Raw genomic sequence first — 26,570 nt, forward strand, 5'->3', positions numbered from 1 at the left:
CCTCCCCTCGCTCGGCACGGGATGGCGATGCTAGGCTAACCAGGATGGCACGTCGCTGTCATCGAGGAGGAAACATGGCAGACATCCGCGTCGCGCTGGTCGGTGGCGGCATGCATGCGCCGGCGCACATCCGGGGTGCTGCCGGTGCACCCGGCGTGCGGTTGTCCGCCATCGTCGATCCCAGCCCCGCTGCCAGGACAGTGGCCGAGAATGCCGGCGTGCCGTGGCTCGCCGATCATCAGGCGCTGCTGGCGGGCGATCGGCCTGATGCCGCGATCGTGGCGACACCGAACGTGCTGCACGTGCCGGTGGCGCTGGACTTCATCGCCGCCGGCATCCCGGTGCTGGTCGAGAAGCCGATCGCCGACACCGTGGCCGACGCCCGGCGCCTGTCCGATGCGGCACAGGCCGCCGGCGTGCCGCTGCTGGTGGGCCACCATCGCCGCCATAACCCGATCGTGCGGCGCGCACGACAGCTCATCCGCGATGGCGCCCTGGGCCGCCTTGTGTCGGCCACCGTGCTGGCGACGTTCCTGAAGCCTGATGCGTACTTCAATGTGGCGTGGCGACGTCAGCCCGGCGGCGGCCCGGTGCTGATCAACCTGATCCATGAGATCGATCTCCTGCGTTTTCTCTATGGCGAGGTCACGAGCGTGCAGGCCATCACGGCCAATACCGTGCGCGGTTACGCGGTCGAGGATACAGCCGCGATCCTGCTGCATTTCGCCAACGGCGCGCTGGGCACGATCACGTTGTCCGATGCGGCCGCGGCGCCGTGGACGTGGGATCTTGCGTCGGGCGAGAACCCGGCCTTCTTCAAACCCGACGGTGTCGAAACCCATTTCTTCTGCGGCACCGAAGGGTCGCTGACGTTGCCGAAACTCAATCACTGGCGTTATCCCGGCGCACGCGGCTGGAACGAGACCATTACGGCCAGCCCTGAAGCGATCGAGGCCGCCAATCCCTATGTTGAACAGCTGCGCCATTTCGCAGCCGTCATCCGCGGCCACGAGGAACCGGTGATTTCAGGTCATGACGGCACGCGCACTCTGGAGGCGACACAGGCCGTGCTCACCGCGGCCACGACGCGACAGCCCGTGGTGCTGTCGTCGGGCTGAGGCCTCAAGGAATACGCCTCCCGCTTGTTATTGATAATCATTCGCAGTATCACTGAGCGTGAACGCCAGCACGGTCGGGGTCGTACCGTGACGCGATGCTTTGGGCATGGCGGATGGGTGCCTTGGGGCGGGCGAAAAGCGCGTGGCTTGGAAGCGAGGAATGGGTTGACCGAAGGCGCCGGCAAACTCGATCTCTATCTCGGGCATCGCGATGCGCTGGTTGATCATGCGGCGTCCATCGTGGGATGCCGGTCGCGCGCCGAGGACGTCGTACAGGATGCATGGTTGCACCTGGAACGCGCTGCACAGCAGCAAACGCTCCGCCGACCACTGCACTATCTCTATCGAATTGTCCGCAATCTGGCGATCGACGGTCGTCGGCGCGCGCACCGCGAAGCCCGGGTCGTGTCATCCGGTGTTGATTCCGACACCGTTGCCGACAAAACGCCGTCGCCTGAGGCGGTTGCGGCGTCACGCGAAGAGTTGCGGCTGCTGCTGGATGCCATGGCCGACCTGCCCGAGCGCACGCGGCTGGCGCTGGAGATGCACCGCCTGGGCGGCCACGGACTGAAAGATATCGCTGCACGGCTTGGTGTTTCCGTTACGACCGCGCACGAGATCATCGCCAAGGGCTTGGCCCACTGCCAACGTCGTCTGCATCCGCCGGCCTGACGCGCCCCCCCGCTCGATTGTAAAACCTCTGGACCAAAAAACCGGCAGGCTCCGGCGTCTATGGTATGGATGCAAGATCGGCGAGGGAACCAGGCTTGACGGAGCGGAGCGGGCAGCAGAGCGATCATCCGGAGGATGTGGCGGTGGAGGCCGCCCGGTGGTTGGTCGCACTCAAGGAGGCACCTCGGGACGCGGCGCTCGGCGCCCGTTTCGCGCAGTGGCTTGCCGTGGATCCGCGTCACGGCGACGCCTGGGACAACACCTGCGCGACCTACGAAAAGCTGGGTTTGATGCCGTCCGTGCTCAGGGACCGATGGCACGCTCCGCCGGAACGCATCAGCGCGCGCCTGTCGCCAGGGGGCAGGGCGGGATGGGTGGCGATGGCCGCGCTCGCCGCCGGCCTGATCGTGTTGCTGCTACCGGGCTTGGCCCTGCGCTGGCAGGCCGACCAGCTGACGACGACAGGGCAAACGCGCGACGTCCAGCTGTCCGATGGCAGCCGTGCGGTGTTGGGTCCGGATAGCGCGCTGGCCTTTGACGACAACGGCGCGCGGCGCGGCGTGCGTCTGCTCAGAGGGCGGGTCTTTTTTGACGTCGCCCCGGATCCCGGCCGTCCCTTTCGAGTCCGTGTCGGCGATACCGATGTCACCGTGCTGGGCACCGCTTTCGAGGTTGCGCTGACATCGGCGGATACAGAAGTCACCGTCGTGCATGGTCTCGTGCGGGTTGAACGCGGCGCGATGCGCCAGGATCTGCGCGCGGGCGAGCAGGCCATCGCCGCGCGCGGCGGCGGCCTCACGCGCAAGACCGTCACCCCTGACGGGATTGCGTCTTGGCGGGAGCGCCGCATCGATGTGCGCAATCGGCGCATCGCCGACGTGGTGGCGGACCTGCGCCCCTGGTACGGCGGCAGGATCATCCTCACCGGCAGCAAGATCAGCGAGCGGCGCGTGAGCGGCAGCTACAATGCGGCTGATCCGCTGGAAGCCCTGGCCGCATTGATCGGTCCTCACGGCGGCACAATGCGCCGTATCACGCCGTGGCTCGTCATCGTTTCGGACGACTGAGCAAAAATTTCCGTCCCGTACCGAAATCCCCTCGGCCACCGGCGTCATGACCGATGGGGAGAGCGAGAACACGCGCTGTGCACCCCCTTGGTCAATCAGGGTATCGGTGTTCGGGGGACGAACGAATGAACGCATGGAGGCGCCGGCTCCGCGGGGCCATGGTGGCGGCAACCGCACTCATCGCCGCGCCAGCGGCCGTAGAGGCCCAGGGAACGCCACCGCAGCAGACAGGGGATCTCCGTACCTTCGACATACCGGCGCAGCCGTTGGCGGCAGCGCTCGCCGGGTTCGGCCGGCAATCGGGTTTGCATGTCTCTGCCGACGCCGCGTTGATCGACCGGGCCGCGTCGCCCGGCGTCAATGGCCGCCTGACATCAACCGAGGCGCTGTCGCGGCTGCTGGCCGGCACCAAGCTCAGCTTCCGGATGACGGGCGCCAATACGGCCATTCTGATTGCCGATCCGACGCCGGCGCCAGCCGATGGCGCCATCGGCCTGGGGCCGGTGACGGTTCTAGGCTCGCGCGCGCCCAATGTGCCGATGTCGAACGTGCCGTCGACGATCACCTTCGTCGATCGCGACCGGATCGAGAAGGAGACGCCGACCGCGCCGCGGATCGAGAACGTGCTGTCGCGCACGGTGCCCGGCTTCAACCCGACCAACCAGGGTGTGCGTCAGATTCGCGGCCGTACCGCACAGGTGTTCGTCAACGGCGTGCCGGTGAACGAGCAGTTGCGGGCCAGCAGCGGTTCGGATCTCAACCTGCTGCCCGTCGACCACCTGGAGTCGATCGAGGTCGCGCGCGGCGCCAACTCGGCATTCGGCTTCGGCTCGCCGGGCGGGATCATTGCGCTGTCGACGCCGCGCGCCCGGTCGGAGACGCTGACGTTCAATACCAAGCTGCGCACCAGCTTCAACACAAGCCATCCGGGCGGCAGCTTCCAGCACAGCTTCTATCAGAGCGCAGCCCAGATCATCGGCAAGTTCGACTTTCATCTCGGGGCATCGCTGATCCTCGATGGCTTGAACTACGATGCCGACGGCAAGCGGGCCTACGATCTCAACAGCCCGGCGCTGTTCTCGATGGGCAAGGAGACGCTGTACAATTTCGATACCTCGCTGGGCTACAAGTTCAATGATGTCGCCCGCATCCGGCTGACGGCGACCGCCGGTCGCGCGAATGTCGATCGCAACTATGACAGCGACTTCAACGGCACCTATCGCCGCAGCCAGTCCAACCTGGCGTACCTTCCGGCCGGCAATCGCAACCACCGCAGCTTCTACACGACCAACCTGAGCTTCGAGCACGACGACATCCTCGGCAGTGCCCTGAAGGTGGAAGCGTTCGCCAGCCGGGTGCGATCCGTCCAGTTCACCGACACCGGCACCGATCTCGAACGCGATCAGCAGACCAACCAGTACCAGGGTGTCCGCCTGAGCGTCACGACGCCGCTCGATGTCTGGTGGAAAGGGGCCTCGGTCACGTACGGATTCGATATCCAGCGCAACCGCTACTACCGCCCGAACATCAGCCAGACCACGCGCCAGATCGTGAGCCTGTTTTCGCCCAACGTGACGCTCGACAGCTATGCGCCCTATCTCCAGGCACAGGCATCGTTCGGTGATCTGCGCTTCAATGTGGGGGTGCGTCATGAATTTTATCGCGGACGGGTGAAAAGCGGCACCAGCACGAGCGGCGAAGGCGACATCGTGGGCGGTGACATTCGCAGTTTTGGCCTGACGCTGTTCAACGCCGGCGTCGTCTACACCATCGGGCCCAAGCGCGAGATCTACGCCAGCTTCTCGCAAGGTGCCGAGATCACGCAGCTGGGCCGGGCGGCCCGCGATGCCGGCGCAGCCAGCCGCGTCGATCCGCAGCCGGCCAAGTCGAACCAATACGAGATCGGCTTTCGCCAATATGGTCGTGCTTTCAATTTTGCATTGGCCGCCTTTTTCACGGAATCGGACCTGATGAGTTCGCTGGAATGCCGGGATCCCGACGCACCCTGCATCCCCTTGCGCGAACCGCGGCGCTTCTGGGGCGTCGAGGCGACCGCCGACTGGACGATCAACGACCAGTGGTCGGTGGCCGCGGCGGCTTCATGGCAGGATGGTATTCGCAAGCCCGAAGGAGCGACCCGGTGGCGGCGGATCGGCAGCCGTGACGTTCCGCCGTTCCAGGGCAACCTCTCGGTGGACTACAAGCCCAAGGCTTGGTGGCGCAACACGGCGACGCTGGAGTACCGCGCCGGCCGACATCCGTTCGGCGCCAGTACCGAATTCGAGGAGGGCCGGGTCAGCCCGGTCCTGCTGGTGCATCTGGCCGCCGCCTTCGACGTCGGCCCGGGCACGCTCCAGATCGGCATTCAGAACCTGTTCAATCGCAAGTATTTCTCGATCCCGTCGGAAGCGAACAATGCCGGCTTTTCGTGGATTCCGGATCAGGGACGCCGGATCTCGCTGGCCTATTCGATGAAGTGGTAACCATCCACCGATGCGTGCGCGGGCCTTCTGGGTTGTCACGCATCGCTTCGTCGGCCTGGCGTTGGCGGGGTTTCTCGTCATCGCCGGGCTGACAGGCAGCCTTCTGGTCTGGAACGAGGAACTGGACGCGGCCCTCAACCCGCACCTGTTCCGCGTGGTGCCGCCCGCGCCGGACGCGCCGATGCTCGATGTCCTGGTGCTGCGCGACATGACGGCGGCGCGGACGGCGGAGAGCATCCGCTCCTTCTGGCTGCGCCCGCCGGCGCCGGGCCATACGCACATCTTCCAGCCGGACAGGGAGCGGGTCGAGCAGATCTTCGTCGATCCCTATACCGGCAACATCCTGGGACGCCGCGTGTGGGACGACATCAGCGAAGGGATCGGCAACCTGATGCCGTTTCTCTATCGGCTGCATTATGCGCTGTTGCTGGGTGAAGCGGGTCAGCTGATCTTCGGCATCGTCGCGCTGCTGTGGACGCTCGACTGTTTCATCGGCGCTTACCTCACATTCCCGCCAAGCGTTCCGTCTGCTCCCGCCGGGGCTTTCTGGTCCCAATGGGCCAAATCCTGGCGCCTGCGGTGGTGGGGCGGCTTTTACCGCTTTAATGTCGATGTGCATCGCGCCGGCGGCCTGTGGCTGTGGGCGATGTTGCTCGTGCTGGCCTGGTCGAGCGTCGCTTTCAATTTGCGCGATGTTTATGAACCCACGATGCGAGCGCTCTTCGCCCATCAGCAGGAGATCGAGCGCCCGGCGCTGAGCGCGCCGCGATACGATCCGTCACTCCGTTGGCCACAGGCCCTGACGGTTGCCCGGCATCTGATGGCCAACGAGGCACGCCAACGCGGTTTCACCATCGCGGCCGAGGATTGGTTCCTCCATGATCCGGAGCGGAATGTGTACGTCTATGACGTCCGCACGAGTCTCGACATCAGCGAACGGCAGGGAAAGACCCGCATCGTCTTCGACGCCGACAACGGGGCGCTGCTCCATGTGCATCTTCCCAGCGGCGCGGCCGCCGGTGATACGATCTACAGCTGGATCGCCACCCTGCATCAGGCCCACATCTGGGGGCTGCCGTTCCGCACCTTCATGACCCTCATGGGTCTCGTGGTCGCGGCCCTCTCGCTCACCGGCATCGTCATCTGGTGGAAAAAGCGCGAGGCCCGCCGCTACAGATCAGAGTGACGTCGGCCGATCGAAGCGCGCGATGTCGAACGGGGCAATCGGCAGGTTGGTGCGGTCGGTGGCGATCAGCTCGGCAATGATGGCGCCCACGACAGGGCCGAGCTGAAAGCCGTGCGCCGAGAAGCCGAAGGCGTGCCAGACGTTCTCGCTGGTGCGGCTGGGGCCGATGACGGGAATGTCGTCGGGCATGCGCGCCTCGATGCCGGCCCAGGCGCGCACGATCTGTGCTCCGCGCATCACCGGGAACAGGTCCCACACGGTCCTGGCGCTGATGGCGAGCGCCGCGAAGTCGAGGTCGGTCCAGTTGGTTTCCGGATCGGGCCGGCCGCGATGGCCGCCGCCGATCAGCACCGTGCCGTTGATGAACTGCTTGAACGACAGTGGACGACCGGTGGCGCCCAGCACCGGCTTCAGGAACGGCGCCATGGGCGCGCTGATCATCAGCATCGGCGCGATGACCTCCAGCGGTACCGGCTCGCCGAGTTGGGCCGCCACCTGATGGGCCCAGGCGCCGGCGGTGTTGACGATGCGCGGCGCTTCATGCGCGCCGTCGGTCGTCTCGACATGCCAGTGGCCGGCCGCGCGGCGCAGGCCCGTCACGCGGATGCCCTCGATGAAGCGCGCGCCCAGGCTCTCGGCCTTGCGCTTGAAGGCGAGCGTGGTGCGAAACGGCAGTGCCGCGCCGTCGTGGCGGCAGACGATGGCGCCGACGCAGTGCGGGCTGGTCGCCGGCACCAGGTCGCGCAGTTCGTCCTGGCCGATCAGTTCCTCGTGCGTGAAACCCAGCGTGCGCACCTCTTCGACACGGCGGCGCAGGGTCTCGAGTTCGGCCTCGGTCTCGGCGACCTTGACCTGGCCATGGCTCTCGAAGCCGCAATCGTCATCGACCAGGTCACGGATGGCGTGCCACAGCTCCATCGAGGCGACGGACAGCGGAATCTCGGCCGGGTGCCGACCCAGCCGCCGCACGCCACCGGCATTGACGCCCGAGGCATGGCGGCCGACGTGGTCCTTCTCGATCACCAGAACCTGGATGCCGCGCCGCGCCAGATGCAGCGCCGTCGAACAGCCGTGCAGTCCGCCGCCGATGACGATGACGTCGGGCGTGGTCATTTACCCGTCATCCCGAGCGTAGCGAGGGATCTCGTCGAAAGACGAACGCGTTTTCATCACTGGGATCCCTCGCTGCGCTCGGGATGACAGGTGGGAACATCATCACCCGCGCACCACGGCTTTGATCGCGGCCTCGTTCTTGGGCAGCGCCGCGAGTTCGCCCAGCGTGATCGGCTTCACGGGTGGCCGCAGCCGATAGTGGCCGACCTCGGCCGGCGTTACGCCACGCGCGCGGGCGATCAACTCGGTGACGGTGAGACCGCACAGGCGGCCCTGGCACGGGCCCATGCCGCAGCGCAGGAACGACTTCATCTGGTTGGGGCCGGTGCAGCCCAGCGCCACGGTCTCGACGATCTGTCGGGCACTGACCTCCTCGCAGCGGCACACCAGCGTGTCGCCGTCGGGCAGGCGGAAGCGATCGGCCGGCCGGTAGAGCCGGTCGAGAAACAGCCGGCCACGCTCGACCCGCGCCAGCGCCAGCCGCACCTGCGCTTCGTCCGGCAGCTGCTCGCGCCGCGCGTCGGGCTTCAGCGCCCGCACGGCGGCCAGCGCGGCGAGCTTGCCGCGCTCTTCGGCGGCCCAGGCGCCAGCGATGCCGGCGCCGTCGCCGGCGATCGCGATGCCGTCCACCGCCGTGCCGCCGAAGCCGTCGACCACGGGCGTCCAGCACAGCTGGTCGTCATCCCAGCGATGCGCGATACCCACCGACATCGCAAGGTTGACGTTGGGTACCACGCCCTGGTGCACCAGCAAGGTGTCGGCCGGCAGGCGCGTCTCGGCGCCATCGCCAGCGCGATAGACCACGGCCTGCAGCCTGCCGTCGCCCTCGGCGCGCAGGTCGCTGACGTCGGCGATGACACGCACGCGACGGCGTACCGACAGCAGCAGACGCAATCCCTTGCGGAAATAGGGCGACAGCAGGAACGCCGCCGCGAGCGGCCAGGCCGTCTTGCGGTTGGCGCGCGGCGTCGTGTCGAGGATGGCGTCGAGTTTGGCGCCGGCATTGAGATACTGCCACGCCAGCAGCCACAGCAGCGGGCCGCTGCCGGCCAAGACGGTGCGGCCCTGCGGGATCATCCCGCTCGACTTCAGCAGGATCTGCGCCGCGCCGGCCGTCATCACGCCGGGCAGTGTCCAGCCGGGGATCGGAAACGGTCGTTCCAGCGCGCCGGTGGCGATGATCACGCGCCGTGCTTGCACCAGCCGTGCGGCGCCGGCAATCGACACGCCGATCTCGCGCTCGCGCGAGAGGCTCCACACCGTGGCGCCCGGTACGTGGTGCGCGGCGCTGGCGCGCAGGGCGTGCACCAGCCGCTCGCCATACCAGTAGTCGCTGCCCAGCACCGCGGCGCGCCGCACCGGTGTCTCGCCCACGGCGCGATAGATCTGGCCGCCGGCCGTGGTCTGCTCGTCGAACACGACTGTCGACAATCCGGCACCGGCGCAGATGGCGGCCGCGGCCATGCCGGCCGGGCCGGCGCCGATGATCGCGACGTCGTAGCTGTCGCGCAGCTCGGGTGCATTACTCATCGCGCGAGCTCGCGTTTGCCGTGCTGGATCTCGACCGCCATGCCGTCGCGCACGGGGACCAGGCAGCCCTGGCGGTTGCCGACACCATCGATGACCATCAGGCACTCGAAGCACACGCCCATCATGCAATAGGGCGCCCGCGGCGCGCCGGACACCGGTGTCGTGCGGCAGTGGTCGATGCCGGCAGCCAGCAAGGTGGCCGCGACCGAATCGCCCGCACGTGCCGTCACCGGCTTGCCGTCGACGGTGATGGACAGCGTCGTGTCGCCTGCGTCAGGCAGCCGCTGGAACATGGAATCTCCGCGCACTGAAAACCTCGAATTGTTCTGATGGCAGCCGCCCCGCGGCGATCAGCGGCGCCAGCGCCAGCGCATGGTTGGCCGCCAAGGTCACGCCGCTGTGGCAGGTGGCGACGAAGGCGCCGGGGCAGGTGGCCGAATGGTCGTAGATCGGGAATCCATCCTTGGTCATCACCCGCAACGCCGCCCAGCTGCGCACGACGTTGAGCCGCGCCAGTTGCGGGAACATGCGCACGGCACGATCGGCGATCATCGAGATCACGCCGGTGCCGACCGTGGGATCGAAGCCGGCCTCCTCCAGCGAATCGCCCAGCATGACACCGCCCTCGTCGGTCTGGCGCACCGTGACCACGGGATAGTTCAGGAACGGCGCCGCCTTCTCCGTGACGACGATCTGGCCGCGCTGCGGCCGCACCGGCACGTCGAGGCCCACCATCGGTCCCAGGCGTGCGTTGCCGTTGCCGGCCGCCAGCACCAGCTTGGCGCTGCGTACCTCGCCGCCGGCCGAGCGGATGATGAATTCACCGTTGCGATGCTCGATGCCGTCGACCGCGTGGTTGGGCAGGTAGGTGACGCCCAGCTGCTGCATGCCCGTGTGCAGGGCGCGGAACAGGCGCAGCGAGTTCACGTGGCCGTCGAGCGGACAGTAGCTGGCGCCGACCACCTCAGGCCCGATCTGCGGCAGCGCCTGCCGTACGCGCTCGCGGTCCATGATTTCCCAGTCGTAGCGCTGCATGGCCGGCTGGTTGTGCAGGCGCTTCAGCACCTGCTCGCGCTGCTCCAGTTCGCGCTCGCTGAGCGCCAGATGGAATCCGCCCGGACGCTGGTGCGAAACGTCGATGCCGGTCTGTGTCTGCAGGGCGTCGGCGAAGCCGCCCCAGGCCTCCGACGAGCGCACCGTCCAGCCGGCATATTCCGGCATGCCCAGGCCTTTGCTCTGCACCCACACCAGCGCGAAGTTGCCGCGCGAGGCGCGAAACGCGATGTCGCCTTCATCGAGCACCGCCACGCGCTGCCCGACCTTCGCCAATCCCCATGCGATCGCCGAGCCGACCAGGCCGCCGCCGATGACGGCGACATCAAAGTCGCGGGCCGTGCTCATGTCCGCTCCGGTTGCGACGTGGGATAAGACGCTGAAAAGTTCACCACAGAGGCACAGAGAACACAGAGAAGCACAGAGATGAATCCCAGCGCGCTGTAGGCGCGCAGCCGCTTTACTCTGTGTCCCTCTGTGCCCTCTGTGTCTCTGTGGTGAATCTTCCTGCACCGCCCAATGAGCGCCCCGGCGGATGATCGGCGCACCGCAAGGTCCTTCGCTGCATTCGGGACGACAGCCGTCATACGCCCTCCTGTTGCCCGCGGCCGACCAGCAGCCGCTCCAGCCCATAGATGCGGTCTAGCACCACCAGGAACACCGTTGTGACCGCAATCACACAGGCCGACACCGATGTCACCAGCGGATCAATGTTGTCCTGGATGTAGAGGAACATGCGCACCGGCAGGGTGACGGTGCCCGGCGCGGCGATGAACACCGTCATCGTCACCTCATCGAAGCTCTGGATGAAGGCCAACGCCCAGCCACTGGCCAGGCCCGGCAGGATCAGCGGCAGGGTGATCCTGCGGAACACGGCGACATTCGTGGCGCCCAGCGACACGGCAGCGTTCTCGACGGCGCGGTCCATGCCAACGGCCGATGACAGCACCAGGCGCAGGGCGAAGGGGAACACCACCACGATGTGGCTCAGCACCAGCCCGACGAAGGTGCCGCCCAACCCGATCTGCGTGAAGAAGCGCAGGAAGGCGATGCCCAGCACGACGTGCGGCACCATCAGCGGCGAGAGGAACAACGCCGTCATCGCCTCGCGGCCGCGAAAATCGTGCCGTGCGATGGCAAGCGCTGCCGGTACCGAGAAGCCGACCGCGATGGCCGACGACAGCGCCGCCAGCCACACGCTGTTCCAGAACGCCTCGATGAACTCGGGATACTGGGCGATGGCGCGGAACCAGCGCAGCGAGAAGCGCTCGGTCGGGATCGACAGGAACCCTTCGGGCGTGAAGGCCACGATGCAGACGATCACGATCGGCGCCAGGACGAAGGCGACGAACAGCGTGTGATAGGCCAGCGCCAGGGGACCGTTGCGGCTCATGGGCGGCACTCGAAAGTGTCATCCCGAGCGCAGCGAGGGATCTCCTTGACGTGGCGCACGTGCGCCAGTTCAGGGAGATCCCTCGCTGCGCTCGAGATGACGGAAGTGACCGCCCTCATTGGAACACCTGCGCGTAGCGGCGTTCGACCAGGCGGTTGCAGCCGACGATGATCACCACCAGGGCCACCAGCAGCAAGCTCGCGACGGCGGCGCCCAGCGGCCAGTTCAGGGTGTTCAGGAACTCGTCGTAAGCCAGGGTCGCGGCCACCTTCAGGCGTCGGCCGCCGATGATCGCGGGCGTGGCAAAAGCACTGGCGGCCAGCGCGAAGACGATGATGCTGCCCGAGAGAATGCCGGGCATCACCTGCGGCAGCACGATGCGGCGCAGTACCGTGGCGTGCGAGGCACCCAGCGACAGGGCCGCGTTCTCGACCTGCGGATCGAGCCGCTGCAGGCCCGCCCATACCGACAGCACCATAAACGGCATCAGCACGTGGCTGAGCGCGATCACGACACCGGTCTCGGTGAACATGAAAGGGATCGGCGCCGTGATCACGCCCAGGTTCAGCAGCGCCTTGTTGATGACGCCGGTCTCGCCGCCGAACAGCAGCGCCCAGCCCAGGGTGCGCGCTACCACCGAGATCAGCAGCGGCCCCAGGATCACCAGCAGGAAGATGCCCTTCCAGGGATTGCGCATGCGGTTGAGGATGTAGGCCTCGGGCGCGCCGAACACGGCGGCGATCAAGGTGACCAGGACCGAGATGCGCAAGGTGCGCAGGAACATCTCGTGGAAATAGCTGTCGTCGATGATCTCGCGCCAGTTCTTGAGGATGAAGACCGGCTCGATGCCCTTGTACTGGCCCCAGTCGTGGAACGACAGGATGACGGTCATCGCGATCGGAATCAGCACGACGCCGGCGAACAGCAGCAGCGCCGGTGCGCTCAGCAGGTAGGGCGCCCATGCGCGTCGCACCGCCGGCGTCGAGGGTGCCGTTACGCTCATGATGCTGTCGCCGCGGCCGGATGGATCGCCATGTCCTCGGTTCGCCAGGTCAGGCGCACTGCGGCGCCTTCGGCCGGCACAGCCTGGCCGGAGTTCTGGCGGATCACCGTGACCAGCCCGCACGGCGTGTCGACCTGGTAGAGCCAATGGTTGCCCTGGAAGATGCGGGTGCGCACCGTGCCACCGATGCTGCAGGCAGCGGCATCGATGAAGTCGATCTTCTCCGGCCGCACCGAGATGCTCACCTGCGCGTCGGTCATATCCGGCACCGGCCAACGGCCATCGCCGATCATCGCGATGGCCGCGCCGGTGTCGTGGTGCACGGCACCGGGCAGCACGTTGGTCTTGCCCAGGAAGCCCGCGACGAAGGCGCTGGCCGGCTTCTCATAGGCCTCGTGCGGGCGGCCGATCTGTTCGACCTTGCCCTTGTTCATCACCACGATGCGATCGGACAGCGCCATGGCCTCGGCCTGGTCGTGCGTCACCAGGATGGTGGTGGTGCCCACCGTGCGCTGGATCTGGCGCAGCTCGATCTGCATCTCCTCGCGCAACTTGGCGTCGAGATTGCTGAGCGGCTCGTCGAGCAGCAGGATGCGCGGGCGGATCACGAGCGCGCGCGCCAGCGCCACGCGCTGCTGCTGGCCGCCCGACATGCGCCGGGGATAGCGATCGGCCAGCGCGCCCAGCCCGACCAGCTCCAGCGTCTGCGCCACGCGCTGATCGCGCTCAGCCTTGGCCACGCGCCGCATCTCCAGTCCGAAGGCGACGTTCTCGGCTGCCGTCATGTGCGGAAAGAGCGCGTAGCTCTGGAACACGATGCCCAGCCCGCGCTGGTTGGGCTGCATGCCCAGCAGGTCGCGGCCTTCCAGGGTGATGGCACCCGAGGTCGGCTCGATAAAGCCCGCGATCATCTGCAGGGTCGTGGTCTTGCCGCAGCCCGACGGTCCCAGCAGCGACACGAACTCGCCCGGCTCGACCGCCAGATCGAGCGCATCGACCGCGACCTGGTCGCCGAACCGCTTGGTCAGACTTTCAAGAGCCAGGAAGGGCATTCGTACGTTCCGCCGGAAAGATTAACCACAGAGGCACAGAGACGCAGAGGAACACAGAGGAGGAGAATGGCGCGCCCTTGGCGCGCAGTCTTTTTCTCTCTCTGTGTTCCTCTGTGCCTCTGTGCCTCTGTGTCTCTGTGGTGAAGCCTTCTTCTTTCTTACCGCTCGACCTCGCGGTTCCAGCGCTTGGTCCACGTGTCGCGCTGCTCGTTGATGGTGTCCCAGTCGGCCACCAGCAGCTTGCTGGCGCGCTCGCCGACCGGCGCCATGCGCGCGACGGCGGGATCGACCTGGGCTTTCTTGTTGACCGGTCCGTAGCCGTATTCCTTGGCGAAGATCTCCTGCAGCCGCGGCTCGACCATCATGGCGATGAAGTCGTGCGCCATCGGCGACACGGAAGCCTTGGCCACCGGACAAGCCGACGCCAGCAAGGTCACCGTGCCTTCCTTGGGATAGACGAAGTCGACCGGGAAACCGGTCACCGCGAAGGAGAACACCCGGCCGGTACCCCAGACCGCCAGAACGGCCTGGTTGCTCTGGAACAGCTCGGTCATCTTGCCCGGCGAGGGTTCATAGACCAGCACGTTGGGATTGACCTGCTCCTTCATCACCTTGAAGCCCGGTTCGATGTTCTTCTCGCCGCCGCCGTTCATGCGCGCGAACATCAAGAGCGTGTGCAGGCCATAGGTGTTGTTGATCGGCGGGATCACCAGCAGTTTCTTGAATTTGGGATCCTTCAGGTCGTTCCACGAGGTCGGCGCCGCCCAGCCTTTCTCCTGGAACACCTTGGTGTTGTACATCAGGCCGGTGCCGACCAGGCCGATGCCGATCGCCTTGTTGTCCTTGTACTTGGCCGCATCGTAGATGTCGGCCGCCGGCAGACCCTGGATCGGCGCGCAGAAACCGAGCTGAATCGCCTGGTACATCGGCCCGTCATCGACGATCGCCACGTCGATCTGCTGGTTGGCCTTCTGCGCCTGCAGTTTGGCCAGCGTGTCGGTCGAGTTGCCGGCCACATACTCGACTTTCACGCCGTGCTTCTTCTCGAACGCCGGGATGATCTCCTTGCGCATGGTTTGCTCGAAGGAGCCGCCATAGCCTGCCACGTAGAACGTCTTCTGCTGGGCTGAGGCGGTTGCCGTGACGCCGATCATGGCGATGCCGGCGAGCATCGCGGTGCGAAGGTGGCTCAACATGAATCGCTCCCTGTCGTTCCTCCGTCCTGCTGAGGAGGATTTCTTGCGTCTAACAAAAAACGGTCACATGCACCGCCGCAGGGCGTCAAATTCATTACGGTGGTCAATCTATGACAAAATATTATACTCCAGCATGTCGCTGAACCCGCGCCAGATCGCGGCCTTCCGTGCCCTGATGCTGACCGGCAGCGCTACCGGCGCGGCCGAGATGATCAACGTCACGCAACCTGCCGTAAGTCGCCTGATCCGCGATCTGCAGGACACGCTGGGGCTGAGGTTGTTCGAACGTCGCGGCACGCGCCTGATGCCGACCAGTGAAGCCCTGTCGTTGTACGGTGAAGTTGAACGCTCGTTCATTGGCCTCGACCGCATCCAGCAGGCGGCGGCGGAACTGCGCACGCGCCGCGCCGGCGTGCTGCGCATTGCCGCCCTGCCGGCGTTGGCCAACGGCTTCCTGCCGCGCTTCACCGGTCGTTTCCTGGCCGACCGCCCCAAACTCGATCTCGCGCTCTTCGGGCTTGTCTCGCACAGCGTTGTCGACTGGGTGGCCAGCGGCCAGTGCGACCTGGGCTTTGCCGAGGCGTCGATCAAACATCCCGCGATCACCAGCGAAGCGATGCCGCGTGCGCGCATGCTGGCTGTTGTTCCTGAAGGTCATCGGCTGGCACGGCGGCGCACGCTGCGGCCGAGCGATTTCGAGGGCGAAGCCTTTATTTCACTGGGCCATTCCGCCGTGTCGCGCTTTCGCATCGACGCCGTGTTTGCCGACCACGACATCAGCCGTGTCATGCGCGTCGAGACACCGTTGTCGGAAATTGCCTGTGGTCTGGTCGCATCCGGGGTCGGCTTGTCGATCTGCGATCCATTCACTGCCGGCGAATACGCCACGCGCGGGGTCGTGTCGCGTCCGTTCGAACCTGCGATCTGGTTCGAGTTCGTCGCGCTCTACTCGACCCAGCGCAGCCCGCCGGCCGTGGCACGGGAATTCATCGACACGTTTTTGACACACGTCAAAACATTCAGCGGCGATTGCGGCTGACGCCCGATTTTCCAATCGTCCAACTGGCTTCGATCACGGGTGGCCGAAGATCGAGCCAAGTCATTTCGGTGTCAAGTAATTGCAGGAGCCAGAATCTGGTTGCGCGAACCGGCCGCTTTGAGAGTAGGTTGTCGCCCCATCGAGGGCGACTGTCGTTGCCGAGAACCCACATAGAACAACAGGGGACTGAGCAAGAAATGGCCGGTGCCATTAACAAGACACGCAAGACGTCCGTTGATCTGCCATTCGATGCCAGTGTCGGATATCAGGTGCGTATCGCCCACCGCGCGTTTCAGCGCGCGCTGCAGAACAGCATCGAACCCCACGGCATCACGGCGGGCATGTGGTGGTTCCTGCGCGTATTGTGGGAGGAGGACGGGCTGACGCAGCGACAGCTCAGTCAGCGCGTCGGGATGATGGAAGCCACGACCGTCACGGCACTCAACAACATGGAAAGAGTCGGTGTCATCCGGCGCGTCCGCAACGCCGAGGATCGGCGCAAGATGAATGTGTTCCTGACCGCGCGCGGTCGCGCCCTGCGCGACGAGCTGCTGCCGCTTGCCGGTGAGGTGAACACGGTGGCACTGCGCGGGCTGTCGAAGCAGGAAGCGAATCAGCTCCTGACCTTGCTGCGGCGTGTGCGCATGCAGCTCGAAGCCTCCACCGCCGACGACTGACGTCGGCGTTTCATTGAGGCCATGCGGGTCGACAGTCGCAACGAAGGCTGGTGCGCGGCCGGTCCGACGCCGTACCAAACCACTGTTTGGTACGATATCTGTCCAAATTGAACCATTTTCCTTCGGTTTCGAAGGAAGCCGGGTAGAGGCCGTGCGCCTGAAGGCGAGCCCATCTTGGGCGTGGCATTCGGACGCACGGCGGGACTGGGCTATTTGTATTCGACCAGCACCTCGCGGTACGCGGTCTTGCCGATGTTGCGTGCCTTGTGGGTGGCCGGCACGCGTGCCCCTTTGCCGTTCTCGGACAGAACCTCGAGGAAGCCGTTCTCCAGCTTCAGGGAGAAGATGCCGCCCGTCGGCACGTCGAAGACGCCCAGGTCGTTGCCGTCCTTGTCGAAGATCTGCAAGGGCGCGCCCGCGATCGCGTACCACATGTAGGCATGCTCGTGGGTATGCATGGGTGTCTCCGCGCCCGGGGCGAGCTCGAAGTTCCACACGATCACTTTGTCGTTCTCGAAGACTTTTTCTGTTCCGACGCCAGCCATGTGCTTCCTCCTCACGTCATGAATTTTGTCCGCCATGACACATACCCGACTGTCGGCGCCGACCCCGAGGTGGGCGCCGTGGGTATTTCAACAGAGCGTCAGGCTGGTGCAGACGCGTGTCAAATCGCCCTTTGTGATGGCTGGTACGACGAATACCGATGGATGTTCCTCACGCGGCCAGCGCCAGGATTTCGTGCACCTGTGCCGGTCCGTCGATGCGCCGAGGATTGAGCGGCACCCACGGCGTGCCCATCGCCTGGGTCGCGATGCGCTCGAAGCTGTCGGGACCGACATTCACCGCCTTCAGGCTGCGCGGCATGCCCAGGCCGGCGATGAAGGCATCCAGCACGTCGCCCGCATCCTGGCCCGGGTGGCCCATGGCGGCCGCCACCAGCGCCTGGCGGTCGGCATTGACCGGTTTGTTCCAGCGCATCACCGCCGGCAGCATGATGCATGACGTGTGGCCATGCGGGATGTCGAACACGGCGCCCAGCACGTAGCCGATGCCGTGGCTGGCGCCCATCGGCACGCCGCCGGCCAGCGGTCCCATGGACAGCCACGTGCCCATCTGGCAGTCGGCGCGCGCCGCGAGGTCGGCCGGATCCGCCTTCGCCCGCGGCAGGCCGCGCGCCAGCAGGGAGAGCCCGTGCAGCGCCTGGGCGTCGGCATAGGCGTTGGCGTGGCCCGAGCAGATGCCCTCCACGCAATGATCGACGGCGCGGATGCCGGTCGACAACCACAGCCAGTCGGGCGTGTGCACCGTGATCGCCGGATCGAGCACGACCGCGCGGGGGATGATCCGCGGATGGCGGATCAGCTCCTTGAGCTTGTGGCGCTCGTCGGTGACGCCGGAAATGCCGCTGAACTCGCCGCCCGAGAGCGTCGTCGGCACGCTGATCTGGCGCACGGTGGGCGGCTCGCAGGGCGGCGCCGTCAGCGCACCGTCAGGTCCCTTGACCGGCCGCAGGGCATCGACAGCGTCGGGCGTGCGGACGTTATTGGCGAGGCACAGCTGTACGGCCTTGGCACCGTCGGTGATCGAGCCGCCGCCGATGGTGGCGATGAGGTCGGCGCCGGCCTCGCGCGCCTGCTCGGCGGCGGCGACCACGGCGGCGCGCGGCGTATGCGGCGGCATGCCGTCGAACGTGCCGGCATAGCGGTTGCCCAGGGCCTGGCGCACCTTCTCGATCTCGTCGGTCTGGCGGTTGAGCGTGCTGCTCGCCATCAGGAAGACGCGCCTGGCGTCGAACCGGCGCGTGACCTCGGCAATGGCCTCGGCGGCCGGCCGGTTGAAGAGCACTTCTTCCATCTGGCCAAAAGTGACGCGTCCTGGTCGCAGCATGTCGTTCCTCCCGGTGATGACGGTCTTGATCGTACGATACCCCGCGCGCAACCGTGCACGAGTTGCGATAACAGCAGGACCGACCGACCGAGACTGCAGCCCATCCTTCGAGGCTGCGCCGGCACGATGCGGTCGCGCGGGGGCCATGTGCGATCGCCGCCGCGCGCCCAGGGAGCCAACGGCACCGGGCGTCGTTATGGTCGAACATGCGGCGAGGAGGGCAGGATGGCGCGCGTCGTCGGTATCGACCACCTGGTCATCAGGGTCAGCGACTATGAAAAGTCGAAGGCCTTCTACGGCAAGCTGTTCGATTTCCTGGGCTTCGAGATCTCGGACGAGTACCCGCAGGCGATCGGCTGGACCAACGGCAAGACGCGTTTCTGGATCTATCCGGCCGACGCCAGCGGCAGGAAACGCAAGTATCGCAACGGCGACGTCGGCTTCCACCACTACGCCTTCCAGCTGCGCAACCGCAAGGATGTCGACGCGCTGCAGGCGTTCCTCGAGAACGACTTGAAGGCCACGATCGTCGATGCGGCCGGCGAGCACTACGACGACTACTACGCCGTCTTCTTCCTCGATCCCGATGGACTGAAGCTGGAAGGCATGAAGTACGGTGAGCGCCGGGCTAAACGCAAGAAGGCTTAATCCCTCTCCCGCAAGCGGGAGAGGGAGGGGCCCATGGCGCGCAGCGCCATGGGAGGGTGAGGGATTACAGATGAGATGCTGTGTCCTGAGGCCCTCACCCGCCGGTCGCTTCGCGACCGTCGACCTCTCCCGCTCGCGGGAGAGGTCATGATCACCTACCCGCCAGCACCGCGTCCGCGATCTTCTCCGCCGTCATCAGCGTCGGGAAGTTCGTATTGGCGCACGGCACCACCGGGAACAGCGAGGCGTCGACCACGCGCAGGCCCTGAACACCGCGCACGCGGCCGGTGTTGTCCGTCACCACCATGGGATCGTCGGCGCGTCCCATACGGCAGCTGCACGACGCGTGCCAGACGCCGATCGTGGCCTTGCGGATGAAGGCTTCCAGCGCGTCGTCGTCGGTCATGACCTGGTCGAAACGGAAGCCCTCGATGATGAAGCGGTCGATCAGCAGGCGGCGCAGCGCGGCGGGACCGTCGAGGAACTTCGAGATCACCTGCGTGAGGAACCGGTTCTTGGCGTTCACCACACCGATCTTGCGCACGCGGTCGCTGTAGGCGGCCGGGAACGGATCGCTGGAGACGGCTTGCAGCGGTGCGCTCATCTGCAACGCCGCCATGCGGCGGAAGCCGCTCATCAGGCGGTCGAGATCGCGCTTGTCCGACAGCAGGTTGAACTCGACGATCGGCTCGGCCCGCCAGTCGCGCGAGGCGAGCTTGACCTGGCCGGTCTCCGAATAGGTCCTGTTGATGAACACCAGCAGCGAGGCGATCTGTTCGCCCACGGCGTGCCACGCCGATTTGCCGACGACGGCGACGAACATGTCGCCCTTGGGCACGCCCTCGAGTCCCGACGAGTAGCGCAGGCCCACCAGGATGTGGCGGCGCGTGTGCTGGTTGATGCGCGCCTGCGGCTTGAGGAATGCCGACAATGCGATGGAAGGATGATCCATCAGCCGCTGGCCGACGCCGGGCAGGGCGGACAGCACCGGAATGCCCAGATCGTGCAGGTGGCCGACCGGGCCGATGCCGGCCCGCATCAGGTGTGCCGGCGTGTGGATCGCACCCGACGACAGGATGACGTTGTTGCCGCGGAACGTGGTCTCCTGGCCGTTCACCTCGGCTGTCACACCGACGCAGCGCGTGCCATCGAACAGCAATGACTTCACCTGGGTGCCGGTCGAGATCGTGAGGTTCTCGCGTTTGCGCGTATCGGCGTCGAGGTAACCCATCGCGGCGGATACGCGCTGCTCGTTGGCGTTGGAGTGGGTGACCGGAAAATAGCCGTCGACGAATTCGCCGTTCTGGTCCGGCAGAAAGGCGTAGCCCGCCTGCTTGCAGGCCTCGGCGAATGCCGTGGCGTGGCCGGTCCAGTGCTCCGGCTTGATGCGGCGCACGGGAATGCGGCCATCCTTGCCGTGCCACGGACCATCGAAGTCGAGATCGCGTTCGACCTTCTTGAAGTAGGGCAGCACGTCATCCCAGCCCCAGCCTTCGGCGCCGCGTGCCTGCCATTCGGCATAGTCGGTCGGTGCGCCGCGGTTGGCCATCTGGCCATTGATCGACGAGCCGCCGCCCAGCACCCGCGCCTGCTCGTACTTGCGCAGCGGCGGTCGATCGGCGTCGGGGTTGTTGTGCGAGACGATCTGGGTGTGGACCTTCAGCTCGGTCCAGTGGAAGCGCGGATCGAAATACGCCATGCCGGAATAGCTGTCGCGGATCTCCGCCGGTTCCTGGCCCGGCGGCGTGTCCTGTCCCGCTTCGCACACCAGCACCTTGTTGGCGCTTTTGGCCGACAGCCGGTTGGCCAGGACCGATCCGGCCGAACCGCCACCGACGATGATGTAATCGTACATGCCTGCGTTTCCTCTGTCGTTTGCCGACGACGCTAGTCCCCGGAATCACGCGTCACTGATACGGCGCTCAGGATGACGGTCCCGAGTCGCACTCCAGCGATAGCGGGTACTAGACCATGTTGCGATGAAGGTGATCGATTTATTTTCGATGCCGATTTTTGGACTCTTGTGCCCGCCGCACGCTGCGCTGTAGTTGGCAGCAGGTTCGCGTCCTCGCCGCCGGAGCTTCGGGCGTTTCGTGGGCCCCGCGTCATGGGGCACGCCGCCGCCGGGCTGAACGGGCGTTTCGGTCGTCGCCGTCACAGGCACACGTGGTGTTTCGTCGTCGTGTCCGCGATGCGGCGGACCCTTGCCATGGCAGGAGCGTTTCGATGATCCAGTCACACGGGTTTCGGCAATTTCCGCAACCCTTTCTGCTGTCGCGCACGGGTTCCCGGGGTGCGAGGGCAGTAGGATTTTCTGTCGCTTTCTGTCGCTTTTCTGTCAGGTCAGGACAACCTGCTTACGCCTTGGAATCGTGGCTCCCAGCACTTCTGTCATTTCTGTCACTAATGCCGTGGCCACGGGTTCCGGCAATTTCCGCAACCCGTGTTTCCCCAAACTCTGGGCAGGGCTCTCCGGAGGAAGGGCACAAACGCCTCCTGCAAATGAAGGATGACGGTCGGACGATGCGCTCATAGCCTACCCGGCTTGTCGTTACGTGCTCGAGGTGGCGCCGTTGTCGTCCGTTCTCGTCGTCGATGATCACGAACTGTTCCGCAAGGGTCTGATCGCGGCGTTGAGCGAGGTCGTCGCCGACGGCATCGACTGGCTGGAAGCCGGCTCGCTGCGGGAGACGCTCGCGATCCTGGCGGCCCGGGGTCCGGTGTCGCTGGTGGTGCTCGACCTGAAGTTGCCCGACACGCAGGGCTTCGGTGCGCTGTCCGCTCTGCGCCAAGCCTATCCGCAGCAGCGCGTCCTTGTGATATCGGCCAGCGCCGACGACGCGATTCACCATCATGTCCTGGCGCTGGGTGCCTGGGGATTCGCCGGCAAATCCGCGACGGCGACATCCTTGCGGGACCTGCTGGCGGCAGCGCTGTCGCTGGGAACGCGCCGGGCCGACCAGGGTGTGTCCGATCCGGCGCATGCCCGCGCCGCGCGCGACAATCCCGTCGGCTATGCCCACGTGCAGCGCCTGGGCGAGCGGCATCTGCAGGTCCTGGAGCTGCTGCTGCGCGGATGCAGCAACCAGCAGATCGTGACGGAGACGGGCCTCGCCCTGGGCACGGTCAAGAACTACGTCTCGGCGGTGCTGATCTGCTTCGAGGCCCGCTCGCGCGCTCACCTGCTCAGCCTCTTCAAGTGACAGGCGGCCCTGTGTCGACACTTCCTGCCGTGTTCATCCGTCTCTGGAACGGTCCCCAGGTCCTGGCACCCGATATCCAGCGCGAGGTGCTGCGCTCCCTGTGGCCCGGCAAGCGTCATACCTCGCTGCTGGCGGCGACGATCGCCATTACCCTGCTGGCGGGCAGCATGTGGATCCTCAACGGCGACAGCGGTGCCGTGATCTGGGCGCTGATCATGTATGTCGTGCAGTTCATCCGCTGGCGGGTGATCCGCGCCACGGCGATGGACGCAACGGCGCGCGCCTCGACCGGCACGCTGCATGGTCGCGCGGTCGGGTTGGCGCTGCTGTTCAGCGGCACTTGGGCACTGGCGCCGTGGATGTTCTTTCCTTCCAGCAGCATGGCCGTCGTGGCCTTGATGGCCTTCTTCGTGATGGGTCTGATCCAGGTCGGCGTCGCGGCGGTGGCATCCTACTGGCCGGCGCTGCGCGTGTTCCTGCCCCTGACGCCGCTCAGCCTCGCGCTGCGCCTGTTCATCGAGGCGAGTTGGATCAGCGTCGTGCTCGGTGCTGCCGTGCTGATCATGCTGGCCTGCCTGATCCTCTTTTCGTGGGAGCAGAACAGCATTGTCACGCAATCGATCATCAACCGGGTCGAGAACGAAAAGCTGGCCAACGAGCTGCGCTTGCGGCTGGCCGACATCGAGCGTTTGAGCGGCGAGAAGACACGACTGTTTGCGGCCGCCAATCATGACCTGCGGCAGCCCCTGCACGCGTTGTCGCTGTTCGCCACCGCGCTCAGCGGCGATCTGAAGGATCCCGCCAGCCTGGATCGGCTGCGACATATGCAGCGCGCCATCGCGGCGCTGGAAACGTCGTTCAACCTCATGCTCGACATCTCGCGGCTCGATTCGGGGAAGGCGGAAGCGGTACGCGAGCCCGTCGCGCTGGCGCCGGTCTTCCGCGCGCTGAACGATCGCTTTGCCGAACCGGCGCGCCTGAAAGGCCTGTCGCTGCGCTTTGCGCCAACCCAGGCCTGCGTGACGGGCGATCCCGTGATGATCGATCGGCTGCTGGGCAATCTGATCGACAATGCGATCAAGTATACCACCAGCGGCAGCGTCTGGGTCGGCGCGCGACTGCGCGAGAAGGGCGGGGCCTGGCTCGTGGAGGTGCGTGACAGCGGCATCGGCATTGCGCCGGAGATGCAGTCGCGCGTCTTCGAGGAGTTTTTCCAGGTCGATAACGCCGGTCGGGACCGCGAGCGCGGTCTTGGCCTGGGACTGGCGATCGTCCGCCGGCTGGCGGATACATTGGGGTTTACGCTCACCCTGCGATCGGCGATCGGCCGTGGCAGCTGCTTCGCCGTCCGGATGCCGGCTCGGCTTCTCGCCGACGTGTTGGCGTCGTCACCTGCCGCCCGGAGCGACGAGGCCCTGCCGCCCTTGGCGGCACGCATCCTGGTGCTGGACGACGAGCCTGCCATTCGCGCCGGCATGGAGGTGCTGCTGCGGCAATGGGGCTGCCAGACCGTCACTGTCGCCGACGAGTCGGCCTTGGAACACGTGCTGGCCAACGGCGCCGGCGTGGCGCCGCCGGCATTCGACGTGCTGATCGCCGACATGCGTCTGCCGGGCGCACGTGATGGCCTGCAGATCGCCCAGGACGCCCTGGCGCGCCGGCAGGTGGGTGCATTCCTGGTTCTGACCGGCGAGACCACGCCTGCCACGCTGGCGCGCATCGAGGCCAGCGGTTGTCCCGTGCTGCTCAAGCCCGTGGATCCCGCCCAACTGCATGCCGCGCTGGGTGCACTGGTCACCGATGCAGCCACGGACGTGGTACGCGCGGGCATGTGACCTTGGTCACTATCGGCGCCGACGGCGGCCACTTAAGAAGAGTGAGCGTTCGGCGGGACTTGGCGTCACCGCGCGGAAAATCGCTGCGTCTCCTCCGAATGGAGGACGCGGCCATCGTCGTTGCGCGCGATGCTGACATGTCGCGCGGTGCGGCGAGCAGAATTGTTCTCGAAAGAGAGATTAAACATCGAGATGCCCGTGAACGGCCCCTTTGGCGGGAGATCCACCAGCTTGCTGAGCTGCCCAGGCGATCGTGGACGTGTCGCTTGGTCGCCGGCGGCCGGTGCGCCGCGTCGGCAAGGCGGGTGCCGTAGGGCGGATGTTTACAACCAGAGCGGGAAGAGGCGGCTAGGGCGAACGAGAAAGGGCGAGTATTCAAGGGATTGTCTGCCATTTTTCATGTGCCCAGCGGGCGAATAGCTCGACCTGACCGTGAAAATTCAGCATAATGGACAGGACCGTAAAACAAGTGCGCTGTGGTCCAAGCAAGCGCTCCGCAACAAGGTTCAAATGGCGGGAAGGCCGGCGGCCAGGCGTGGCTGTAGGCCCGAACCGATGGGGGAGAGATGCGGGAACCGTCGGCTGACCCTGTAGTTCGGCATCCGTTCGCGGTGCCACGGCGTGGCGTTGCACTGTGCGTTGCAGCGTTGTCGGCCGCCCTGTCATCCGTTGCCGTGGCCCAGGTGCCGCCGGTCTTGCAGGCGCCCCCGGTGCGACCGGGTGCACCCGAGGTGCCCCGGACGCCGGACTCGATTCCGGCCGCGCCACCGGGCACGCGCACGGCGCCGCCCGGCGCCGACCAGATCTTCGCGACACCGTCCGCCATCGACATCGAGGGCGCTACCGTCTACCCGCCGGGCGTTCTCGACGAACTGACACGGCCGGTGGTCGGCCGGCGCGTGGCGGTCAGCGAGCTTTTCGCGGTGGCGCAGCGGATCGAGGCCAAGTACCGCGCCGATGGTTACTTTCTGACAACCGTGTTTCTGCCGGCGCAGCGTGTCGCTGACGGGCGCGTCAAGATTCGCGTCGTCGAAGGCTACATCTCCAACGTCGTGGTCGAGGGCAATGTCGGCGACGTGGCGAGCCAGGCGCGGCGCTTCCTCGACAAGATGACGCTGGCGCGGCCGGCCAACCTGCGCGACGTCGAGCGCTACCTGCTGCTGACGCAGGACATGCCGGGCGTCTCGATGAAGGCCGTGCTGCGGCCCGGCAAGGAACCCGGCTCGTCGGAGCTGGTGGCCCAGCTACAGCGCAAGAGCTGGGATGGCCTGCTGCAGGTCAACAACCGCGGTTCGAAGTTCACCGGCCAGCAGCAGGGAACATTCGTCGTCGGCAGCAACTCCTGGACCGGCCTCGCCGAGCGTCTGGAGGCGACATTCTTCACGACCTTCGATCGTGAGCAGAACTTCGGTCAGTTGAACTGGTCGAATTATATTGGCGGCGACGGTCTGCAGCTGCGGGCCTATTTCGGGCGCGGCCGCATCCTGCCGGACCTGCAGATCGTCGACTACGACGGCAAGCTGACCGTTGCCGGCATATCGCTGCTCTATCCGGTGATCCGCTCGCGGCAGCTGAACCTGAACGTCTTCGGCGGCTACGACTACTACCATTCCAACGCCGATCTGATCGTTGCCAATTCGAAAGGCGGGTTTACTCGAACCGACCTCAGCGTGCTGCGTTTCGGTGCCGACGCCAACTACCGCGACGACTGGAACGGCGTGACCTTCGGCAACGTTCGGTTCTCGCAGGGTATCAACGCGTTCGGTTCCACCAAGAGGGGCGATCCGTTCCTCAACCGGCTCGGGGCCGATCCGACCTTCTTCAAGTTCAACGGCGAAGTGAATCGCCTGCAGGGGATCTGGACCGGCGCGGGCTTTTCGCTGAACGTGCTGGGTTCGCTGGCCGGGCAATACTCCGGCGACATCCTGCCGTCGAACGAGAAGTACTTCGTGGGCGGCGAGCGGCTGGGCCGCGGCTACTATTCGGGCCAGGTGACGGGCGACAAGGCCGTGGCGGGCTCGCTGGAACTGCAGCTCAATTTCTCGATCGCGTACGACGAGGGAACGGAAGGCGTGGGCGGTCCGTCGCAGGGCGGCAGCCTGCCGATGCAGCTCTACGTCTTCTATGACCACGCCCGGGTGTGGAACAACGCGCCCGGCGAGATCCGGCATCAGACGGCGCGTTCGTTCGGCGGCGGTATTCGCGTCAGCATCCTGGAGAGCGTGGCGCTGGAACTGGAGGCCACGCGTCGGCTCGATCGCGACGTCGATGGCGCCGCGGCGCGCCGGCTCGATCCGTGGAACCTCTACGGCCGGGTGACGGCGCGCTTCTGAGCGCGTCGGGGTTGAGGGGACGAAGGAGTGTAAGCAGGAGCGTCCTGTCATCCCGAGCGCAGCGAGGGATCCAGGGGCGTTG

The 26,570-nt window shown here is 66.1% G+C and carries 22 protein-coding genes; 11 read left to right on the top strand and 11 right to left on the bottom strand.

The features are described 5' to 3' along the window. Positions 1 to 74 precede the first annotated feature (74 nt). From FQU96_RS02165 to FQU96_RS02185, 5 genes are all read left to right on the top strand, one after another. Positions 75 to 1,118, top strand: a complete 1,044-nt coding sequence (locus FQU96_RS02165; RefSeq protein WP_146539190.1) for a Gfo/Idh/MocA family protein — start codon at positions 75 to 77, stop codon at positions 1,116 to 1,118. 165 nt (positions 1,119 to 1,283) lie between these two features. After that, positions 1,284 to 1,790, top strand: coding sequence for a sigma-70 family RNA polymerase sigma factor (locus FQU96_RS02170; RefSeq protein WP_146539191.1), 507 nt, complete (start codon positions 1,284 to 1,286; stop codon positions 1,788 to 1,790). 95 nt (positions 1,791 to 1,885) lie between these two features. Further along, complete coding sequence (locus tag FQU96_RS02175) at positions 1,886 to 2,857, top strand: FecR domain-containing protein (protein ID WP_178130256.1); 972 nt, start codon at positions 1,886 to 1,888, stop codon at positions 2,855 to 2,857. Between the two features lie 125 nt (positions 2,858 to 2,982). Next, a complete protein-coding gene (locus tag FQU96_RS02180; RefSeq protein WP_178130257.1) occupies positions 2,983 to 5,340 on the top strand; it encodes a TonB-dependent receptor in 2,358 nt (785 codons plus the stop codon). 10 nt (positions 5,341 to 5,350) lie between these two features. After that, entirely contained in the window at positions 5,351 to 6,526 is a 1,176-nt protein-coding gene (locus FQU96_RS02185) for a PepSY domain-containing protein (RefSeq protein WP_146539194.1), read from the top strand. Here FQU96_RS02185 and FQU96_RS02190 read toward each other — a convergent pair. From FQU96_RS02190 to FQU96_RS02225, 8 genes are all read right to left on the bottom strand, one after another. Then, positions 6,518 to 7,639 (bottom strand): FAD-binding oxidoreductase, encoded by a 1,122-nt coding sequence (locus FQU96_RS02190; RefSeq protein WP_146539195.1) that lies wholly within the window; start codon positions 7,637 to 7,639, stop codon positions 6,518 to 6,520. The genes FQU96_RS02185 and FQU96_RS02190 overlap by 9 nt on opposite strands. Before the next feature lie 102 nt (positions 7,640 to 7,741). After that, entirely contained in the window at positions 7,742 to 9,169 is a 1,428-nt protein-coding gene (locus FQU96_RS02195) for a (2Fe-2S)-binding protein (protein ID WP_146539196.1), read from the bottom strand. Then, the gene (locus tag FQU96_RS02200) at positions 9,166 to 9,462 is read right to left on the bottom strand and encodes a (2Fe-2S)-binding protein (RefSeq protein WP_146539197.1); all 297 of its coding nucleotides are present in this window, start codon (positions 9,460 to 9,462) and stop codon (positions 9,166 to 9,168) included. The genes FQU96_RS02195 and FQU96_RS02200 overlap by 4 nt, the downstream gene beginning before the upstream one ends. Then, positions 9,443 to 10,570 carry an FAD-binding oxidoreductase gene (locus FQU96_RS02205; protein ID WP_146539198.1) on the bottom strand — a complete coding sequence of 376 codons (1,128 nt, stop codon included), beginning with the start codon at positions 10,568 to 10,570 and terminating at the stop codon, positions 9,443 to 9,445. Before FQU96_RS02205 ends, FQU96_RS02200 begins: the two co-directional genes overlap by 20 nt. A gap of 235 nt (positions 10,571 to 10,805) precedes the next feature. Continuing rightward, on the bottom strand, positions 10,806 to 11,615 hold the full coding sequence (locus tag FQU96_RS02210; protein WP_146539199.1) for an ABC transporter permease: 810 nt from the start codon (positions 11,613 to 11,615) through the stop codon (positions 10,806 to 10,808). Between the two features lie 115 nt (positions 11,616 to 11,730). Continuing rightward, the gene (locus tag FQU96_RS02215; protein WP_146539200.1) at positions 11,731 to 12,618 is read right to left on the bottom strand and encodes an ABC transporter permease; all 888 of its coding nucleotides are present in this window, start codon (positions 12,616 to 12,618) and stop codon (positions 11,731 to 11,733) included. Continuing rightward, positions 12,615 to 13,670, bottom strand: coding sequence for an ABC transporter ATP-binding protein (locus tag FQU96_RS02220; protein ID WP_146539201.1), 1,056 nt, complete (start codon positions 13,668 to 13,670; stop codon positions 12,615 to 12,617). The genes FQU96_RS02215 and FQU96_RS02220 overlap by 4 nt, the downstream gene beginning before the upstream one ends. A gap of 158 nt (positions 13,671 to 13,828) precedes the next feature. Then, positions 13,829 to 14,842 (bottom strand): ABC transporter substrate-binding protein, encoded by a 1,014-nt coding sequence (locus tag FQU96_RS02225; RefSeq protein WP_146539933.1) that lies wholly within the window; start codon positions 14,840 to 14,842, stop codon positions 13,829 to 13,831. A gap of 157 nt (positions 14,843 to 14,999) precedes the next feature. Between FQU96_RS02225 and FQU96_RS02230 the strand changes: the two genes are divergently transcribed. Then, a complete protein-coding gene (locus tag FQU96_RS02230; protein WP_146539934.1) occupies positions 15,000 to 15,905 on the top strand; it encodes a LysR substrate-binding domain-containing protein in 906 nt (301 codons plus the stop codon). Positions 15,906 to 16,060: 155 nt separating this feature from the next. After that, positions 16,061 to 16,582: a MarR family winged helix-turn-helix transcriptional regulator gene (locus FQU96_RS02235; protein ID WP_218574574.1), complete on the top strand. Its 522-nt coding sequence runs from the start codon at positions 16,061 to 16,063 to the stop codon at positions 16,580 to 16,582. Positions 16,583 to 16,791: 209 nt separating this feature from the next. On the opposite strand, the gene FQU96_RS02240 is transcribed toward FQU96_RS02235, so the two are convergent. Continuing rightward, positions 16,792 to 17,127, bottom strand: a complete 336-nt coding sequence (locus tag FQU96_RS02240; RefSeq protein WP_146539202.1) for a hypothetical protein — start codon at positions 17,125 to 17,127, stop codon at positions 16,792 to 16,794. A gap of 169 nt (positions 17,128 to 17,296) precedes the next feature. Next, on the bottom strand, positions 17,297 to 18,466 hold the full coding sequence (locus tag FQU96_RS02245; protein WP_178130329.1) for an iron-containing alcohol dehydrogenase: 1,170 nt from the start codon (positions 18,464 to 18,466) through the stop codon (positions 17,297 to 17,299). Positions 18,467 to 18,694: 228 nt separating this feature from the next. Here FQU96_RS02245 and FQU96_RS02250 point away from each other — a divergent pair, with 228 nt between their 5' ends. Beyond that, positions 18,695 to 19,117, top strand: a complete 423-nt coding sequence (locus FQU96_RS02250) for a VOC family protein (protein ID WP_146539203.1) — start codon at positions 18,695 to 18,697, stop codon at positions 19,115 to 19,117. A gap of 151 nt (positions 19,118 to 19,268) precedes the next feature. Here the strand turns inward: FQU96_RS02250 and FQU96_RS02255 are convergent, their stop codons facing one another. Next, positions 19,269 to 20,972 carry a GMC family oxidoreductase gene (locus FQU96_RS02255; RefSeq protein ID WP_146539204.1) on the bottom strand — a complete coding sequence of 568 codons (1,704 nt, stop codon included), beginning with the start codon at positions 20,970 to 20,972 and terminating at the stop codon, positions 19,269 to 19,271. Between the two features lie 718 nt (positions 20,973 to 21,690). On the opposite strand from FQU96_RS02255, the gene FQU96_RS02260 reads away from it, so the two are divergent. From FQU96_RS02260 to FQU96_RS02270, 3 genes are all read left to right on the top strand, one after another. Then, complete coding sequence (locus FQU96_RS02260) at positions 21,691 to 22,320, top strand: response regulator transcription factor (RefSeq protein ID WP_146539205.1); 630 nt, start codon at positions 21,691 to 21,693, stop codon at positions 22,318 to 22,320. Between the two features lie 11 nt (positions 22,321 to 22,331). Further along, positions 22,332 to 24,155, top strand: a complete 1,824-nt coding sequence (locus FQU96_RS02265; protein ID WP_178130259.1) for a hybrid sensor histidine kinase/response regulator — start codon at positions 22,332 to 22,334, stop codon at positions 24,153 to 24,155. A 566-nt stretch (positions 24,156 to 24,721) separates the two neighbouring features. Beyond that, the gene (locus FQU96_RS02270) at positions 24,722 to 26,488 is read left to right on the top strand and encodes a ShlB/FhaC/HecB family hemolysin secretion/activation protein (RefSeq protein WP_146539207.1); all 1,767 of its coding nucleotides are present in this window, start codon (positions 24,722 to 24,724) and stop codon (positions 26,486 to 26,488) included. Positions 26,489 to 26,570 lie beyond the last annotated feature (82 nt).

It is taken from the genome of Reyranella sp. CPCC 100927 (assembly GCF_007859315.1).
GTDB lineage: Bacteria > Pseudomonadota > Alphaproteobacteria > Reyranellales > Reyranellaceae > Vineibacter.